Raw genomic sequence first — 15139 nt, 5'->3', positions numbered from 1 at the left:
GACAAGGTTTTTCTCCCGCTATATGGTCGAGCCATGATCGCCACCGCCCTCACCGACGAAGAACTCGAACGCTATGCCCGCCACATCGTGCTGCCCGAAATTGGCGGCGCCGGCCAGCAGCGCCTGAAGCGCGCGCGGGTGCTGGTCATCGGCGCCGGCGGATTGGGCGCACCAGTGCTTGAATATCTTGCCGCAGCCGGCGTCGGCACGCTCGGCGTGATCGACGACGACACGGTTTCGCTCTCCAACCTGCAGCGGCAGGTGATTCACGGCACGGACACTGTCGGCATGCTGAAAACCCACAGCGCCAAGGCGGCAATCGCCCGCATCAATCCCAACACCGCTGTCGAAATCCACACATTGCGCCTGACCGCGGACAATGCCCAAGCCCTCGTCGCCCGTTACGACGTGGTCGTCGACGGGTCCGACAATTTCGAGACGCGCTATGTCGTGGCCGATGCCTGCGCGGCGGAGGGAAAGCCGCTGGTGCACGCCGCCGTGGGCCGTTTCGATGGCTCCGTGACCGTGCTGATGCCGTTCCAAGCCGATAGGGACGGCACCTCCAACCCCGGCTACCGCGACCTCTTCCCGGAGGCCCCACCGCCGGGTCTGGTGCCGTCCTGTGCCGAGGCCGGGGTGCTTGGCGTGCTGACTGGGGTGATTGGCACGTTGCAAGCGATGGAAGCCATCAAGCTGATCACCGGCATTGGCGAGCCGCTGATCGGACGACTGCTGCTCTACGACGCGCTGGCCGCGCGTTTCGAGACCATCCGCTACAAGAGACGAAACTGACGTTGACGCGCACTGCCGATATCGTCATCACCCGGGTTCCGTCCGATTTCGACCGCTGGAACGAAGTGCTCGCCCTGATCCTGCGCGCTTTCGCCTTCATGGACGACATCATCGACCCGCCGTCCTCGGCGCACCTGCTCACCGCGGAAACCTTGCGCGACAAAGCCCGCCGCGAGACCGGCATGCTGGCGCTCAGCGGCAACAGGATCGTCGGCTGCATCTTCGCCCTGGAACGAACCGACCACCTCTATGTCGGCAAGCTCGCCGTCACGCCGGACTGTCAGGGCCAGGGCATCGGCAGGTTGTTGATGCAAGCCGTCCAGGATTTTGCCCGCAGCCGCGGCAAGGCCGCAATCGAGCTGCAGACGCGAATCGAGCTGGCTGGGAACCAGGCAGCCTTTGCCCGGCTCGGTTTTCGCGAGACCGTGAGAACGGCGCATGAAGGTTATGCGCGACCGACTTCGGTCACCATGCGCAAGACTGTTTCGTAAGTTTCCACTTACATTATGTTGCGAAGCCGCTCAGGTCCTGAGCGGCAGCACGCGATCCGGCGGGCGGTGCCCGTCGACGAAGGCGCGGATGTTGATGATCACCTTCTCGCCCATGTCGATGCGGCCCTCGAGCGTCGCCGACCCCATATGCGGCAAAAGCACGACCTTGCCCTTGGTCGCGAGCTTGAGCAGTTTTCCGTTCAATGCGGGCTCGTGCTCGTAGACGTCGAGTCCGGCGCCGGCGATCCTGCCATCCTGAATCAGCTTGACCAGCGCCTCCTCGTCGATGATGTCACCGCGCGCGGTGTTGACGATATAGGCGGTGGGCTGGAGCAGCGCCAGCCGCCGCGCCGAAAGCAGATGGAAGGTCGCCGGCGTCGAGGGGCAGTTGACCGAGATGATGTCCATGCGGGCCAGCATCTGATCGAGGCTTTCCCAATAGGTCGCCTCCAGCCCGTCCTCGACCGCCTGCAGCACGCGATGGCGGTTGTGATAGTGGATGGAGAGGCCGAAAGCCTTGGCACGCCTGGCAACGGCGGTGCCGATACGCCCCATGCCGACAATGCCGAGCCGTTTGCCCCAGATGCGCCGGCCAAGCATCCATGTCGGCGACCAGCCGGCCCATTTCTTGTCGCCGGTGAGTACATTGGCGCCCTCCGCCAGCCGGCGCGGCACCGCCAGCATCAGCGCCATCGTCATGTCGGCCGTATCCTCGGTCAGCACGTTGGGCGTGTTGGTTACGGTGATGCCTTTCTTGGCCGCGGCCGCCACGTCGATCTTGTCGACGCCATTGCCGAAATTGGCGATCAGCTTGAGGTTTTCGCCGGCCTGGGCGATCAATGCCGCGTCGATGCGGTCGGTCACCGTCGGCACCAGCACGTCGGCCTCCTTGACCGCCGCGACCAGTTCCGGCTGCGTCATCGGCCTGTCCTCGACATTCAGCCTTGCGTCGAACAGCTCGCGCATGCGGGTCTCGACAGGGTCGGGCAGTTTTCGCGTGATGACCACGAGAGGCTTCTTTTTGCCTGCCATTGCTTCCCTCGTTGAGACCTCTTTAACCAAGACCGGCGAAACTGGAAGCCGGTCGCGGTAGCCGATTTACCCATGTACCAAGCGGTGCCGCCGAAGACAAAGAAAAAGGGGCGCCGGGGCCGGCAGGCCAGCGCCGAAAGGAACGAAAGTGTCTGGTTTCGCGTCGCTTCGCCTGACCCTCAGCGCAGCATTTCTCGGCGCTCTGCTCTATTCACCCCAACTGTGCGCGCAAGGTGCAGCGGCTCCCGCCCAGAGCGTCGTCACGCTCGGGCCGAGCGGCCTGCCGCTGCCACGATTCGTCAGCCTGAAATCCGGCCGCGTCAATTCGCGTGTCGGGCCGGGCGCCAACTACTCGGTCGACTGGATGTATCTGAAGGCCGGCCTGCCGATGGAGATCATCCAGGAGTTCGACACATGGCGCCGCGTGCGCGACGCCGACGGTTCGGAAGGTTGGATCAACCAGTCGCTGCTTTCGGGCCGGCGCACGGCGATCGTGGCGCCGTGGCAGCGCGGCAAGGGCGCCCAGATCAATCTCCTCAGGAGCCCCGAAAAGGACGCCAGCGTGGTGGCGATCGTCGAGCCGGGCGTCATGGGCACGATCAAATCCTGCGACGGCCAGTGGTGCGAAATGACGCTCGATGGCCATACCGGCTGGCTCGCCCAATCCGTCGTCTGGGGCGCCTATCCCGGCGAGCGGGTCAAGGACTGATTTTTGGCCTTGCCCGATTCGTTTGAACCGCAGGCCGGACCGTTTAGCGGCCGATGCGGCCGAGATGGGTATCCTGAAAGCTGCTCGACAGCTTCAAGCCGTAACCCAGCGCGCGATCGATAGCGATGTGGGCGATCCAGATCAATGCAACCGCTATAGCGGCTGCATTGCCGAACAGGCTGCCGGCAAGCACCAAAAACACCGGTGGGACCAAGATGTGGAAGGCATTGTAGCAGGCGGTGCCGACGCGCGGCCCGGCGAGATAGCCGAACATGGACAGATCAGGCGCCAGGATCAACAAGGCGAACAACCACCAGGACGCACCGGCGAGTGCATAAAAGACGATAGCGGACACCGCGACAGCGGCCCATTCCAGCCGGACAGCCAGATCGAGGGGTTTCATTCCTGGCCGTTCATACGTGCCCGGCTGTGCATACGTGCTTGGCCTTCGGTCATTCGGCGCGTTTGGGGCGCAGCCTCACCACGATGTCGACATTGGCGATCTCCATCCCCTCGGGTGGTTCCGGTAGGTTGGTGACGGTGACCGGACCATTGGCGATGTCGAAAATCCGGTTTTCGCCTTCGATATAGAAATGGTGATGATCGGAGGTGTTGGTGTCGAAATAGGTTTTGGCGCCCTCGACAGCCAGAATGCGCAGGAGTCCCGCCTGGGTGAATTGGTGAAGGGCGTTGTAGACGGTGGCCAGCGACACCGGCACGCCGGCGGCGACGGCCTCCTCGTGCAGTTCCTCGGCCGACAGATGGCGGTCGCCCTTGGCGAAAAGCAGGTCGGCAAGCGCAATGCGCTGCCGTGTCGGCCTCAGGCCGGCTTCACGAACCCGCTTGTCCACAGCGACATTTTCCTTCCGGCAGCCCCGGTCCATCTGGTCGTCCAAGCTCACAGTTCCGCCTCAAGACACGTCCAGAATGGCAAAAAAATGGATGTCTGCCGAAACCGGACCCCTTTCGACATATATTCTGTCGTCCGGATGCGATCAATAGCGCGCATTGACCCGGCAAGACTGGCGGGTTAAGCGCAAACGCCGGTTTCCGGCCTGAAACAGATTGTGTTAGGACACCAACGACAAGGGCGCGCCAGCGCCCGGGACATATGGGAACGAGATTGATGGCGGGTTCGAAATCCAGCTACGACTACGAAGAATTGCTGGCCTGCGCCCGCGGCGAGCTGTTCGGACCGGGCAATGCCCAGTTGCCTTACCCGCCGATGCTGATGTTTGACCGCATCACCGAGATCAGCGAAACAGGCGGGGCTTTCGACAAGGGCTTCATCCGCGCCGAATTCGACATCAAGCCGGACCTGTGGTTCTTTGCCTGCCATTTCATCGGCAATCCCATCATGCCTGGATGCCTGGGCCTCGATGCCCTGTGGCAGCTGACGGGTTTCTATCTCGGCTGGCTGGGCGAACCCGGCAAAGGCATGGCGCTGTCGACCGGCGAGGTCAAGTTCAAGGGAATGGTCACGCCCTCGGTTAAAAAGGTCGAGTATGGCGTGGAATTCAAACGTGTGATGCGTGGCCGGCTGGTGCTGGGCATCGCCGATGGTTGGCTAAAGGCGGACGGCGAACCCATATACGCGGCAACGGACCTGAAAGTCGGTCTGTCCAAGCAGTCGGCGGTCGCTTGACCGTCGCCCTGGCCGACTTCGTGGCCAGCATTCCTGGAAGGAGTTGCGAATGAGACGTGTCGTAGTCACAGGCCTCGGCATCGTGTCGTCGATCGGCAACAATGCCAACGAGGTGCAAGCCTCGCTGCATGACGCCAAATCCGGCATCAGCTTCTCCGACTCCTTCGCCGAGCACGGCTTCCGCTGTCAGGTCTGGGGCGCGCCGACGCTCGATCCCAGCGCCATGATCGATCGCCGCGCAATGCGCTTCCTGAGCCAGGGAGCGGCCTGGAACCATGTCGCCATGGACCAGGCGATCGCCGATGCCGGCCTTGGCGAGAGCGACATCACCAATGAGCGCACCGGCATCGTCATGGGCTCGGGCGGGCCTTCCACCCGCACCATCGTCGAGGCGGCCGAAACCACGCTCAAGAATGGCAGCCCCAAGCGCATCGGCCCATTCGCGGTGCCGAAGGCGATGTCGTCGACCGCGTCGGCGACGCTGGCCACCTGGTTCAAGATCCACGGCGTCAACTATTCGATCTCGTCGGCCTGTTCGACCTCGGCGCATTGCATCGGCAATGGCTACGAACTGATCCAGTGGGGCAAGCAGGACATGGTGTTCGCCGGCGGCCACGAAGATCTCGACTGGACGATGTCGGACCTGTTCGATGCCATGGGCGCCATGTCGTCGAAGTACAATGACAGGGCATCTGCCGCTTCCCGCGCCTATGACGTCGATCGCGACGGCTTCGTCATCGCCGGCGGCGCCGGCGTGCTGGTGCTCGAGGAACTGGAGCATGCCAAGGCGCGCGGCGCCAAGATCTATGCAGAGATCGTCGGCTACGGCGCCACCTCGGACGGCTTCGACATGGTTGCGCCCTCGGGCGAAGGCGCGGTCCGCTGCATGCGGCAGGCGCTGGCGACCGTCACCACCCCGGTCGACTACATCAACACCCATGGGACCTCGACGCCGGTGGGGGATTCCCGCGAAATGGGCGCGATCCGCGAGGTGTTCGGCGAGAAGATGCCCTTCATCACCTCGACCAAATCGCTGACGGGCCATTCGCTGGGCGCGGCCGGCGTGCAGGAATCCATCTATTCGATCCTGATGATGCAAGGCGGTTTCATCGGCGAAAGCGCCCATATCGAGACTCTCGACCCCGAATTCGAGGGCATGCCGGTGGTGCGAAAGCGCATCGACAACGCCAGGATCGACACCGTTTTGTCCAATTCCTTCGGCTTTGGTGGCACCAACGCAACGCTGGTTTTCCAGCGCTATTCCGCATAAGGCCACGTTTTTTCCACGAGGATTGGCGATCATGGACGGATTGATGAAGGGCAAGCGCGGGCTTGTCATGGGCGTCGCCAACGATCATTCGATCGCCTGGGGCATAGCCCGGAAACTGTCCGAACATGGGGCCGAACTTGCCTTCACCTACCAGGGTGACGCCTTCGGCCGCCGGGTCAAGCCGCTTGCCGACAAGCTCGGCGCGGCGCTGGTGGTTCCCTGCGATGTCGAGGACAGCGCCTCGGTCCACGCCACCTTCGAGACCTTGGGCAAGGCCTGGGGCGGGCTCGACTTCGTGGTCCATGCCATCGGCTTTTCAGACAAGAATGAGCTCAAGGGCCTCTACGCCGACACCAGCCGCGACAATTTCATCCGCACCATGGTCATCTCCTGCTATTCCTTCACCGAGGTCGCGCGCCACGCCGCGGCCCTGATGCAGGATGGCGGATCGATGATCACCCTGACCTATGCCGGTTCGGTGCGCGTCATGCCGAACTATAACGTCATGGGCGTCGCCAAGGCCGGCCTCGAGGCCAGCGTGCGCTATCTCGCCAACGATTACGGCCCGCGCGGCATCAGGGTGAACGGCATATCGGCCGGACCGGTGCGAACGCTTGCCGGCGCCGGGATTTCCGATGCGCGCCACATGTTCTCTTACCAGCAGCGCAATTCTCCGCTGCGCCGCACCGTGACCATCGACGAGGTCGGCGGCTCGGCACTCTATCTCCTGTCCGACCTCGCTTCCGGCGTCACCGGCGAAATCCACTATGTCGATTCCGGCTATCATATCGTTTCCATGCCGACGCTTGAGGAGCTGAAGCAGACGGATCGCGCGAGCGAATAGGCCATTTCGCGAAATAGTCTTTCTCCTGCGAAGAAATAATTCCCTTCCAATAAAATTGGATGCATTCGCGGAAACTCATTTTAAGGGCCTGTCGGCTATAGAGTCCCGCAATTTGGGGACTTTCAATGCCTGCCGTCAGCAACCCGAACCGCACACCGGTGTTCCGGCTGATCACCATAGCCAGTTCGGGCATTGGCAGTTTCATTCTCGGCATCTGGGGGCTGAAGCACGCGCTTGGCGACGGCTTTGCCGGCATGCCGGCGGACGTGATGGTGGCGATCATGGCTGCCCTTTGCGCATTGGCGGCGGCGGGAGCCGCGATGTCTTTCTTCGCCGGCGTCGATGAATCGGCTGATTTCGTCTTCAACGAAACCCAGTTCGACAAGCTGACCGGATTGCTGGCGCGTCCGGCGATGGTCGGCAAGATCGCCGAGGCAGCCTGCGCGACGAGCCGCACCGGGGCCCCGATGTTCCTCATCGACATCGACATCGACCGGTTCAAGCAGATCAACGACGCGATCGGCTACAGCCAGGGCGACGAATTGATCCGCGCCTTTACCAAGCGGCTGCAGGCCTGCGTGCCCGAGCGCGTGCAGATCGGGCGCATCGGCGCCGGCGAGTTCGCGGTGCTGCTTCCCGATCATCAGATTCAGGGAACGATGGAAGCTATGGTGGAGAGGCTCATCGACGAGATGATGGAGCCCTATGAGCTCAGCAGCCACCAGCAATCGGTGAGCCTGTCGGTGGGCATCGTGGCGATGCCCAAGGACGGCGTCGACCCGGTCCTCATCCTGCGCCGCTCCAACCTGGCGCTGCAAAATGCGCGCGCCAGGGGAGTCGGCAACTGGTCGGTCTTCGATACCGAGATGGGGCGGGTCGCCGATCATCGCCAATGGGTCGAATCCGAGCTGCACATCGCATTCGAGCGCGGTGATTTCGACCTTCACTATCAGCCGCAGCTGGACCTGCCGAGCGGCCGCATCGTCGGCTATGAAGCGCTGATCCGCTGGAACCATCCAGAACGCGGCATGATCCCACCTCTGGAGTTCATCCAGATCGCCGAGGAAACCGGCATGATCAATCCGATCGGCGAATGGGTTCTGCGCAAGGCATGCAGCGACGCCCGCCATTTACCCGACGACTGCTTCGTCGCCGTCAACATCTCGCCGGTCCAGTTCATGACCAAGGACTTCATCGGCCTCGTGCGCGACACGATGCGGACCACCGGCATCAAGCCCTCGCGGCTGGAGCTGGAAGTCACCGAGACGGCCATGATGCAGGACCGCGACCGCGCCGCCGCCATCCTGAAAGAGCTTGCCGATATGGGCATCTCGGTTGCCGTCGACGATTTCGGCACCGGCTATTCCAATCTCAGCTACCTGATCGATTTTTCATTCGGCAAGCTGAAGATCGACCGCTCCTTCGTCAGCCGCATCGATACGGATTCGAGCTCCGGCGCCGTCGTATCGACCATTGTCGGCCTCTCGCGAGCACTCGGCGTCAGTATCATTGCCGAGGGTGTCGAGACAGAGGACCAGGCGACACTGCTCAGGGCAGCCGGTTGCGAGGTGGTGCAAGGCTATCTGTTCGGCCGGCCGGCGCCGCTTGCGGTCATGGCCGGCGAGGGACATGTCATCGAGGATTCGAGGCGCGTCGCCAATCTGCACTGAGTGCCACGCTGTTGCGTGTCAGCGACGCGCGGAAAGAACCTTGAACATGCCGTCACGGGCGAGCTCGGCATGGCTGGAGAAGGCGGCGGCCAGTACCGGCTCGTAGGGCAGCTGGCGGTTCGCCACCATGTACAGCCGCGCTCCCGGCTTCAGCGCCTTTGCCGCTGCCCGGATCAGGCCGGCGCCGATCTCCGGTTCGGCCGCGCGGCTGCGATGAAAAGGCGGGTTCATGATGACCGCGTCGTAGCGACGCTCGACCGGCTCCCCCTGCAGGTCCGTCCAGAAGAAACCTTTCGCAACCGACTGGCTGGCCGTGGCAAGATTGGCTTTGGCGGCTTCGAGCGAAGCGAAATCCGCCTCATAGAGATCAAGTGCCGAGATGCCGGGCGAACGCGCTTCCATCTCCGCCGCCAGATAGCCCCAGCCGGCGCAGAAATCGGCGACATGGCCGCGCAGGTCGGCCGGAAGATGGTCCGCCAGCAACTTCGAACCGGCATCGACACGATCGAAGGAAAACATGCCGGGCGCCGTGCTGAAGCGGCCGTCGACCAGCCCGGCGGGATTGGCGGCACGCAGCGCTGCTGCCGTCTCCGTCCCGGCCGGCCGGCGAAGCCAGAAGGCGATGCCGTGATATTTGGGCAGATGGCCTTCGAGCGGCACAAGCTCGTCCATGCGCTTGCGCAGGCTGGCGATGCCATCATCCTTGCCGCCGGCAATGACGATCAATCCGCCCTCGGTGACGCGCTCCAGCGCATCCGCGATGCGCAGCTCGTTCTGGCCGCGATGGCGGCCCGCGAGCACCAGCGCGGCGTCAAAGCCATCGCCCTGCGTTTGCGGGGTGACAGTGAAGCCCGCGGCTTGCAGCGCGCGAAAATGCGGCCGGAAGCCTTGCACCACGTGCAGCTCGGCGTCGAAGTCCCGCGGTGTCCGCAAGCCGGATTCGGCCCCGAGAAAAAGCATGCGCTCGCCCTTTCGCGGCAAGGCGACCGCCTCGGCCTCGAATGGATGGAACAGCGTCTTCAGCACTTCAGCGGACATGCCTTTGCTCCATAAACGAAAACGGGCGCGACATGAGCCGCGCCCGCTTCGATTTTTCCGTTAGCCAGTTCAGGCGGCGTTTTCTTCGCTCTCGGCCTTCTTGTCGCGAACGATTTCCTTGCCGGTGGCCTGGTCGACGACCTTCATCGACAGGCGGACCTTGCCGCGCTCGTCGAAGCCCATCAGCTTGACCCACACCTTGTCGCCTTCCTTGACGACGTCCGAAGTCTTGGCGACCCGGTCGTTGGCAAGCTGCGAGATGTGGACGAGGCCGTCACGCGGGCCGAAGAAGTTGACGAAAGCGCCGAAGTCGGCGGTCTTGACGACCGTGCCTTCGTAGATTTCGCCGACTTCCGGCTCGGCGACGATGGTGTGGATCCACTTCTTCGCCGCCTCGATCTCCTTGGCGTTCGCCGAAGCGATCTTGACCGTGCCGTCATCCTCGATGTTGATCTTGGCGCCGGTCTTCTCGACGATCTCGCGGATGACCTTGCCACCGGAACCGATCACGTCGCGGATCTTGTCGGTCGGGATGTGCATGACCTCGATGCGCGGCGCGAACTCGCCGAGCTCGGCGCGCGCGCCGGACAGCGCGTGGCCCATTTCGCCGAGAATATGCTGACGACCGTCCTTGGCCTGGTCGAGAGCGATCTTCATGATCTCCTCGGTGATGCCCTCGATCTTGATGTCCATCTGCAAGGAGGTGATGCCGTTGGCGGTGCCGGCGACCTTGAAATCCATGTCGCCGAGGTGATCCTCGTCGCCCAGGATGTCGGAGAGCACGGCGAAGCGCTCACCTTCCTTGATCAGGCCCATGGCGATACCGGCGACCGGCTTGGCCAGCGGCACGCCGGCGTCCATCAGCGCCAGCGAGGTGCCGCAGACGGTTGCCATCGACGACGAGCCGTTGGACTCGGTGATCTCCGAGACCACGCGCAGCGTGTAGGGGAACTGGTCTGATGTCGGCAGCATCGGGCGGATGGCGCGCCAGGCGAGCTTGCCGTGGCCGATCTCGCGGCGGCCGGGCGAGCCCATGCGGCCGGTCTCGCCGACGGAATAGGGAGGGAAGTTGTAGTGGAGGAGGAACTTCTCCTTGTACATGCCGGTCAGCGAATCGACATACTGCTCGTCCTCGCCGGTGCCCAGCGTGGCGACGACCAGCGCCTGGGTCTCGCCGCGGGTGAACAGCGCCGAACCGTGGGTGCGCGGCAGGACGCCGACCTCGGATACGATCTTGCGCACGGTCTTCAGGTCACGGCCGTCAATGCGCGAACCAGTGTCGAGAATGTTCCAGCGCACGACCTTGGCTTGGAGCTCCTTGAACACGCTGCCGATCTGCTCGGAGGAATATTTCGGCTCTTCGCCTTCGGCCGGAGCGAAGGCCGCCTTGACCTTGGCCTTGACGGCGTCCACGGCGGCATAGCGCTTCTGCTTGTCGGTGATCTTGTAGGCGTCGCGAAGCTCGTCGCCGACGATCTTCAGCATCTCGGCTTCGAGAGCGGAATAGTCCGGCGCGGTGAAGTCGCGCGGGTCCTTGGCGGCGACTTCGGCCAGCTTGATGATCGCGTCGATCACCGGCTGGAAACCGCGATGGCCGAACATGACCGCGCCGAGCATCAGGTCTTCGCCGAGCTCCTTGGCTTCGGACTCGACCATCAGCACGGCGTCGGCGGTGCCGGCGACGATCAGGTCGAGCTTGGATTCCTGCATCTCGTCGACATGCGGGTTGAGCACGTATTCGCCGTTGATGTAGCCGACGCGGGCGCCGCCGATCGGGCCCATGAAGGGCACGCCCGACAGGGTCAGGGCCGCCGAGGTGGCGACGATCGACAGGATGTCCGGATCGTTCTCGAGATCATGCTGGACGACGGTGACGACGATCTGCGTGTCGTTCTTGTAGCCGTCGGCAAAGAGTGGGCGGATCGGGCGGTCGATGAGGCGCGAAACCAGCGTTTCCTTTTCGCTCGGACGACCTTCACGCTTGAAATAGCCGCCCGGGATCTTGCCGGCGGCGTAGGTCTTTTCCTGGTAGTTGACGGTCAGCGGAAAGAAGTCGAGGCCCGGCTTGGGCTCCTTCATCGAAACGACCGTGGCGAGAACCTTGGTCTCGCCGTAGGTGGCGAGCACGGCGCCGTCGGCCTGGCGCGCGATCTTGCCGGTTTCGAGGATGAGCGGGCGACCGCCCCATTCGATTTCCACTTTGTGGTGATTGAACATGTCTTGTCCTTCATATGAGGAAAGGGCCGCGCCGTTTCAGCGTGCGCGGGTGCCCTTTCCCCTGGCTTCCTTTCTCGGGCAGCCACGGGCAAGACAACGGGAAGCTCGATCCATGTCGGCCGGATGGCCGCGCGAGCGTCCTGCAATCCTGCCCCATGACCGTCCATGGGGTGGCTTCGAGGGGGCCCTCTGCACGCTCGAAACCGGATTTGGCCAATCGATCCGACTGGCCCTGCGCATGACCCCACAAGCAGCGGCTTGTGGAATGCGTCACGCGCAAACTCAACTTGTTGGAGCGTCCGTCCGGCATCCGGATGGGTGCGCGGCGCTCCAGTACCTGCATTCGAGATCGGATTGGTCCGGTGCTCAAATGCGCGACCGGCGGGCCCTTGTGAGGCCCGCCGGTCAATTCGTCAACGGCGCAGGCCGAGCTTCTCGATCAGCGTCTGGTAGCGCGTGTCGTCCTTGCGCTTGAGATAATCAAGCAGGCTTCGGCGCTGGGAGACGAGAGCGAGCAGACCACGGCGGGAATGGTTATCCTTCTTGTGGTCCTTGAAATGGTCGGTCAGGTTCTTGATGCGCTCGGAAAGGATGGCTACCTGAACTTCCGGAGACCCGGTGTCGCCCTTGGCGGTTGCGAATTCAGTCATCAATTCCTGTTTGCGCTCGGCAGTAATCGACATCGTGTTTTTCCTTATCTGTTCGAGGAAACGGGTCGCCCTCAGCCGGGATGTCGTCCAGCAGGGGCCGGTGCAAGCAGAGCGTCATAGCGCTAAGCTGCGGCGCATATAGTGCAATTCCCAAGAAAACACCAGCCCAATTCACGAAGCCGGCTTTTCACGCCAAAACGGCAAGTTATCCCTGTCAAAGCCATTTTTTCCATTTGAAGAAGGCAATCAGCCCAACCGCGACCACGGCCATGAACAGCAGCGACAAGGGATAGCCGTAATAGGCCTTCAGCTCAGGCATGTTCCAAGGCGACGTCTCCGGATCGAAATTCATGCCCCAGACGCCGACCAGAAACGTGAGCGGCATGAAGATGACCGAGACGATCGTCAGATAGGAAATGACGTCGTTGGTGCGTGCCTGGCTCAGCGACAGATGCATCTCGATCAGGCCGGTCAGCATGTCGCGCTGGTTCTCGACCAGCTCGATCAGCCGCAGCGCGTGGTCGAGCGTATCGTTCAGGAAGACCTTGGTTTCGGCCTTCACATAGGACACGTCGTTGCGGATCAGCGTCGCTAGCGCATCGCGCACCGGCCACAGCACCCCCTTCAGCACATTGGCGTCGTGCCGCAATCCATGAAGCTGCTGCATCTGATGCTTGTGCGGTGCGTGCAGCATCTGGTCCTCGATGCTGTCGACGAGTTCGCCGGCCGCCTCGATCGGCGGAAAGTAGCTATCGACGATGGCGTCGATCAGCGCATAGGCGAGATAGTCGGCGCCACGGGCGCGCAGCCGGTTCGGCGCCGAGCTTTCGATGCGCTTGCGCACCGGATCGAACGGATCGCCTTCGCGCTCCTGGAAGGTGACGACGAAATTCTTGCCAAGGAAAACGGCGATCTGCTCGTAGCGGTGGGAGGCGACGTCGTCGATCATCCGCACGACCACGAAAGCATGGTCTTCGTAGAAATCCACCTTCGGCCGCTGGCCCGTGTTGACGACGTCCTCCAGCGCCAGCGGATGCAGGCTGAAGATGCGGCCGATCTCCTTGATCAGCTCGATATTGGCCAGGCCGGTGCAGTCCAGCCAGATGACCGGCCACTTTTCGCAATTGGCATTGACGTCGTCGATGCTGGCATTGTCGATCGTTTTGGACTTTTGCGGCGAGATCAGGGTGAGCCGCAGTTCCGAGCGTCGCGCCGCGGGATCGGCGATCAGCGTTCCGGGCGATGCACCGACCGGCGGCCGCCTGGCCCTGAGCGGCGCCCGCGTCTTGATCGCCTCAACCTTTGCCATGCGGCCCCTCGGATAGATATCGCATAGAGATTAGACGAGGGCCCTCACCCGGCAAAGACCCGTTTGGGCTTGAACATGCCCTGCTCGATGGCGCCGATGGCCACCAGCTTGCCGCGCGCGGTCGCGCAGGCTTCCTCGGCCTCCACCGGCGCGTCGCGGCCGCGGATGATGACGGGATTGCCGAGGCGGATCTTCGTCGCCGCATCGTCGCTGATGGCTATCTGCGGCAGGCAGTCGAGTGCCGCCGAGGTGTCGACAAGCAGCGCGTCGATCGCGGCAAAATCGATCGGCGCTTCTATCGAATCGGGGGACGGTTGCTGCGTGCCATGACCCTGCTCGCCGAAGCGCGCCGCCTCCAGTTCGGCGACGGTGACGAAATCCTCGGCGGTGAACGGCTCGACCTCGATCCGGCGCAGTTCAGAAATATGGCCGAAGCAGCCGAGATCGCGGCCCATGTCGCGGGCCAGCGAGCGCACATAGGTACCCTTGCCGCATTCGACCTCGAAAACCGTGTGATCGGCCCCGTGCTCGACGATGTCGAGGCGGCCGATTTCGATCTCGCGCGCGGGAATGTCGACCGTCTCGCCGTCGCGGGCGAGATCATAGGCGCGTTCGCCCGCGATCTTGATGGCCGAGAATTGCGGCGGCGTCTGCATGATGACGCCGGTGTATTTCGGCAGCAGCGCCTGCACTTCGGCCTCCACGGGGCGCCGGTCGGAGTCCCTCGTCACCGGACCTTCGAGGTCGTCGGTCGAGCGCTCCTGCCCCCAGGCCACGGTGAAGCGGTAGATCTTGGCGCCGTCCTGGACGTAGGGCACGGTCTTGGTGGCTTCGCCGAGCGCGATCGGCAGCATACCGGAAGCGAGCGGATCGAGCGTGCCGGCGTGGCCGGCCTTCTCCGCCTGGAACAGCCACTTGATCTTGGAGACGGCCTCGGTCGAGCCCATGCCGACCGGCTTGTCCAGCACCACCCAGCCCGAGACCGGCCGGCCCTTCTTCTTGCCGCGGCGCGCCATTATTCGCTGTCCTTATCGTCGTCGTCCGCATCCAGATCGCGCGCCACTTCCGGCGATTTCAGGAGATCGTTGATCCTGGCGAAATTGTCGAAGGAGGTGTCGAGCCGGAAGCGAAACTCGGGCATGTACTTCATCTGCCGCAGCGCGCCGGAGACACGGCCGCGGATGAACTTGGCATGCTTGTTGAGCGCCTCGACCACCGCGCCGGCGTCCGTGGCGCCGAGCGGCGAGATGAAGGCGGTTGCGATCTTGAGGTCGGGCGACATGCGCACTTCCGACACCGAAACCACGGCATTCTCGACCAGCGGATCGATGATCTCGCCGCGCTGCAAGGTTTCGGACAGCGCATGGCGCACCTGCTCGCCGACGCGCAGCATGCGCTGGGATGGGCCTGATGTGGTCGAACGGGGCATTTTTTCTCGATCCTGAAAGCGTGGGGCGCGGGATAGGACCGTG

At 63.2% G+C, this 15139-nt stretch carries 16 protein-coding genes; 7 read left to right on the top strand and 9 right to left on the bottom strand.

The genetic code is table 11. The annotated features are described in order from the left end of the window. Positions 1-33: 33 nt before the first annotated feature. Positions 34-792, top strand: a complete 759-nt coding sequence (locus FJ867_RS14190; protein WP_140560889.1) for a molybdopterin-synthase adenylyltransferase MoeB — start codon at positions 34-36, stop codon at positions 790-792. Between the two features lie 2 nt (positions 793-794). Then, positions 795-1283 carry a GNAT family N-acetyltransferase gene (locus FJ867_RS14185; protein ID WP_140817679.1) on the top strand — a complete coding sequence of 163 codons (489 nt, stop codon included), beginning with the start codon at positions 795-797 and terminating at the stop codon, positions 1281-1283. 30 nt (positions 1284-1313) lie between these two features. On the opposite strand, the gene FJ867_RS14180 is transcribed toward FJ867_RS14185, so the two are convergent. Further along, positions 1314-2315: a D-glycerate dehydrogenase gene (locus FJ867_RS14180; protein WP_140496760.1), complete on the bottom strand. Its 1002-nt coding sequence runs from the start codon at positions 2313-2315 to the stop codon at positions 1314-1316. A 148-nt stretch (positions 2316-2463) separates the two neighbouring features. Between FJ867_RS14180 and FJ867_RS14175 the strand changes: the two genes are divergently transcribed. Then, positions 2464-3024, top strand: a complete 561-nt coding sequence (locus FJ867_RS14175; RefSeq protein ID WP_140496762.1) for an SH3 domain-containing protein — start codon at positions 2464-2466, stop codon at positions 3022-3024. A gap of 43 nt (positions 3025-3067) precedes the next feature. On the opposite strand, the gene FJ867_RS14170 is transcribed toward FJ867_RS14175, so the two are convergent. Next, entirely contained in the window at positions 3068-3427 is a 360-nt protein-coding gene (locus FJ867_RS14170; protein ID WP_140557599.1) for a DUF4260 domain-containing protein, read from the bottom strand. A 49-nt stretch (positions 3428-3476) separates the two neighbouring features. Beyond that, a complete protein-coding gene (gene irrA, locus FJ867_RS14165) occupies positions 3477-3908 on the bottom strand; it encodes an iron response transcriptional regulator IrrA (RefSeq protein ID WP_181165297.1) in 432 nt (143 codons plus the stop codon). A 242-nt stretch (positions 3909-4150) separates the two neighbouring features. On the opposite strand from irrA, the gene fabA reads away from it, so the two are divergent. The 4 genes from fabA (at position 4151) to FJ867_RS14145 (ending at position 8453) form a co-directional block, all read left to right on the top strand. Then, positions 4151-4669: a 3-hydroxyacyl-[acyl-carrier-protein] dehydratase FabA gene (gene fabA / locus FJ867_RS14160; RefSeq protein WP_140496768.1), complete on the top strand. Its 519-nt coding sequence runs from the start codon at positions 4151-4153 to the stop codon at positions 4667-4669. A 49-nt stretch (positions 4670-4718) separates the two neighbouring features. Beyond that, entirely contained in the window at positions 4719-5939 is a 1221-nt protein-coding gene (gene fabB, locus FJ867_RS14155; protein WP_140496770.1) for a beta-ketoacyl-ACP synthase I, read from the top strand. A 31-nt stretch (positions 5940-5970) separates the two neighbouring features. Further along, positions 5971-6783: an enoyl-ACP reductase FabI gene (fabI, locus tag FJ867_RS14150; protein ID WP_140513182.1), complete on the top strand. Its 813-nt coding sequence runs from the start codon at positions 5971-5973 to the stop codon at positions 6781-6783. Positions 6784-6908: 125 nt separating this feature from the next. After that, positions 6909-8453: a bifunctional diguanylate cyclase/phosphodiesterase gene (locus FJ867_RS14145; RefSeq protein WP_140513180.1), complete on the top strand. Its 1545-nt coding sequence runs from the start codon at positions 6909-6911 to the stop codon at positions 8451-8453. Positions 8454-8471: 18 nt separating this feature from the next. Here the strand turns inward: FJ867_RS14145 and FJ867_RS14140 are convergent, their stop codons facing one another. From FJ867_RS14140 to rbfA, 6 genes are all read right to left on the bottom strand, one after another. Next, positions 8472-9491 carry a class I SAM-dependent methyltransferase gene (locus tag FJ867_RS14140; RefSeq protein WP_140513178.1) on the bottom strand — a complete coding sequence of 340 codons (1020 nt, stop codon included), beginning with the start codon at positions 9489-9491 and terminating at the stop codon, positions 8472-8474. Between the two features lie 69 nt (positions 9492-9560). Next, positions 9561-11708, bottom strand: a complete 2148-nt coding sequence (pnp, locus tag FJ867_RS14135; protein ID WP_140513176.1) for a polyribonucleotide nucleotidyltransferase — start codon at positions 11706-11708, stop codon at positions 9561-9563. Between the two features lie 413 nt (positions 11709-12121). Continuing rightward, positions 12122-12433, bottom strand: a complete 312-nt coding sequence (gene rpsO / locus FJ867_RS14130; RefSeq protein WP_281405124.1) for a 30S ribosomal protein S15 — start codon at positions 12431-12433, stop codon at positions 12122-12124. Between the two features lie 139 nt (positions 12434-12572). Then, positions 12573-13667 carry a magnesium/cobalt transporter CorA gene (gene corA, locus FJ867_RS14125; RefSeq protein ID WP_140513174.1) on the bottom strand — a complete coding sequence of 365 codons (1095 nt, stop codon included), beginning with the start codon at positions 13665-13667 and terminating at the stop codon, positions 12573-12575. A gap of 44 nt (positions 13668-13711) precedes the next feature. Continuing rightward, positions 13712-14683, bottom strand: a complete 972-nt coding sequence (truB, locus tag FJ867_RS14120) for a tRNA pseudouridine(55) synthase TruB (protein WP_140523878.1) — start codon at positions 14681-14683, stop codon at positions 13712-13714. Next, complete coding sequence (gene rbfA, locus FJ867_RS14115; RefSeq protein WP_140496786.1) at positions 14683-15096, bottom strand: 30S ribosome-binding factor RbfA; 414 nt, start codon at positions 15094-15096, stop codon at positions 14683-14685. Before rbfA ends, truB begins: the two co-directional genes overlap by 1 nt. Positions 15097-15139: the final 43 nt, after the last annotated feature.

The organism is Mesorhizobium sp. B2-5-3 (assembly GCF_006441005.1).
GTDB lineage: Bacteria > Pseudomonadota > Alphaproteobacteria > Rhizobiales > Rhizobiaceae > Mesorhizobium.
This window is presented reverse-complemented; position numbering and strand designations above follow the sequence as displayed.

Excerpts from the sequence above, each read along its gene's own strand:
- FJ867_RS14140 (WP_140513178.1), bottom strand. The coding sequence starts at position 9,491 with ATGTCCGCTGAAGTGCTGAAGACGCTGTTCCATCCATTCGAGGCCGAG.
- irrA (WP_181165297.1), bottom strand. The coding sequence starts at position 3,908 with ATGGACCGGGGCTGCCGGAAGGAAAATGTCGCTGTGGACAAGCGGGTT.
- fabB (WP_140496770.1), top strand. The coding sequence starts at position 4,719 with ATGAGACGTGTCGTAGTCACAGGCCTCGGCATCGTGTCGTCGATCGGC.
- corA (WP_140513174.1), bottom strand. The coding sequence starts at position 13,667 with ATGGCAAAGGTTGAGGCGATCAAGACGCGGGCGCCGCTCAGGGCCAGG.
- FJ867_RS14190 (WP_140560889.1), top strand. The coding sequence starts at position 34 with ATGATCGCCACCGCCCTCACCGACGAAGAACTCGAACGCTATGCCCGC.
- FJ867_RS14145 (WP_140513180.1), top strand. The coding sequence starts at position 6,909 with ATGCCTGCCGTCAGCAACCCGAACCGCACACCGGTGTTCCGGCTGATC.
- rbfA (WP_140496786.1), bottom strand. The coding sequence starts at position 15,096 with ATGCCCCGTTCGACCACATCAGGCCCATCCCAGCGCATGCTGCGCGTC.
- FJ867_RS14170 (WP_140557599.1), bottom strand. The coding sequence starts at position 3,427 with ATGAAACCCCTCGATCTGGCTGTCCGGCTGGAATGGGCCGCTGTCGCG.
- fabI (WP_140513182.1), top strand. The coding sequence starts at position 5,971 with ATGGACGGATTGATGAAGGGCAAGCGCGGGCTTGTCATGGGCGTCGCC.
- pnp (WP_140513176.1), bottom strand. The coding sequence starts at position 11,708 with ATGTTCAATCACCACAAAGTGGAAATCGAATGGGGCGGTCGCCCGCTC.
- fabA (WP_140496768.1), top strand. The coding sequence starts at position 4,151 with ATGGCGGGTTCGAAATCCAGCTACGACTACGAAGAATTGCTGGCCTGC.
- truB (WP_140523878.1), bottom strand. The coding sequence starts at position 14,683 with ATGGCGCGCCGCGGCAAGAAGAAGGGCCGGCCGGTCTCGGGCTGGGTG.
- FJ867_RS14180 (WP_140496760.1), bottom strand. The coding sequence starts at position 2,315 with ATGGCAGGCAAAAAGAAGCCTCTCGTGGTCATCACGCGAAAACTGCCC.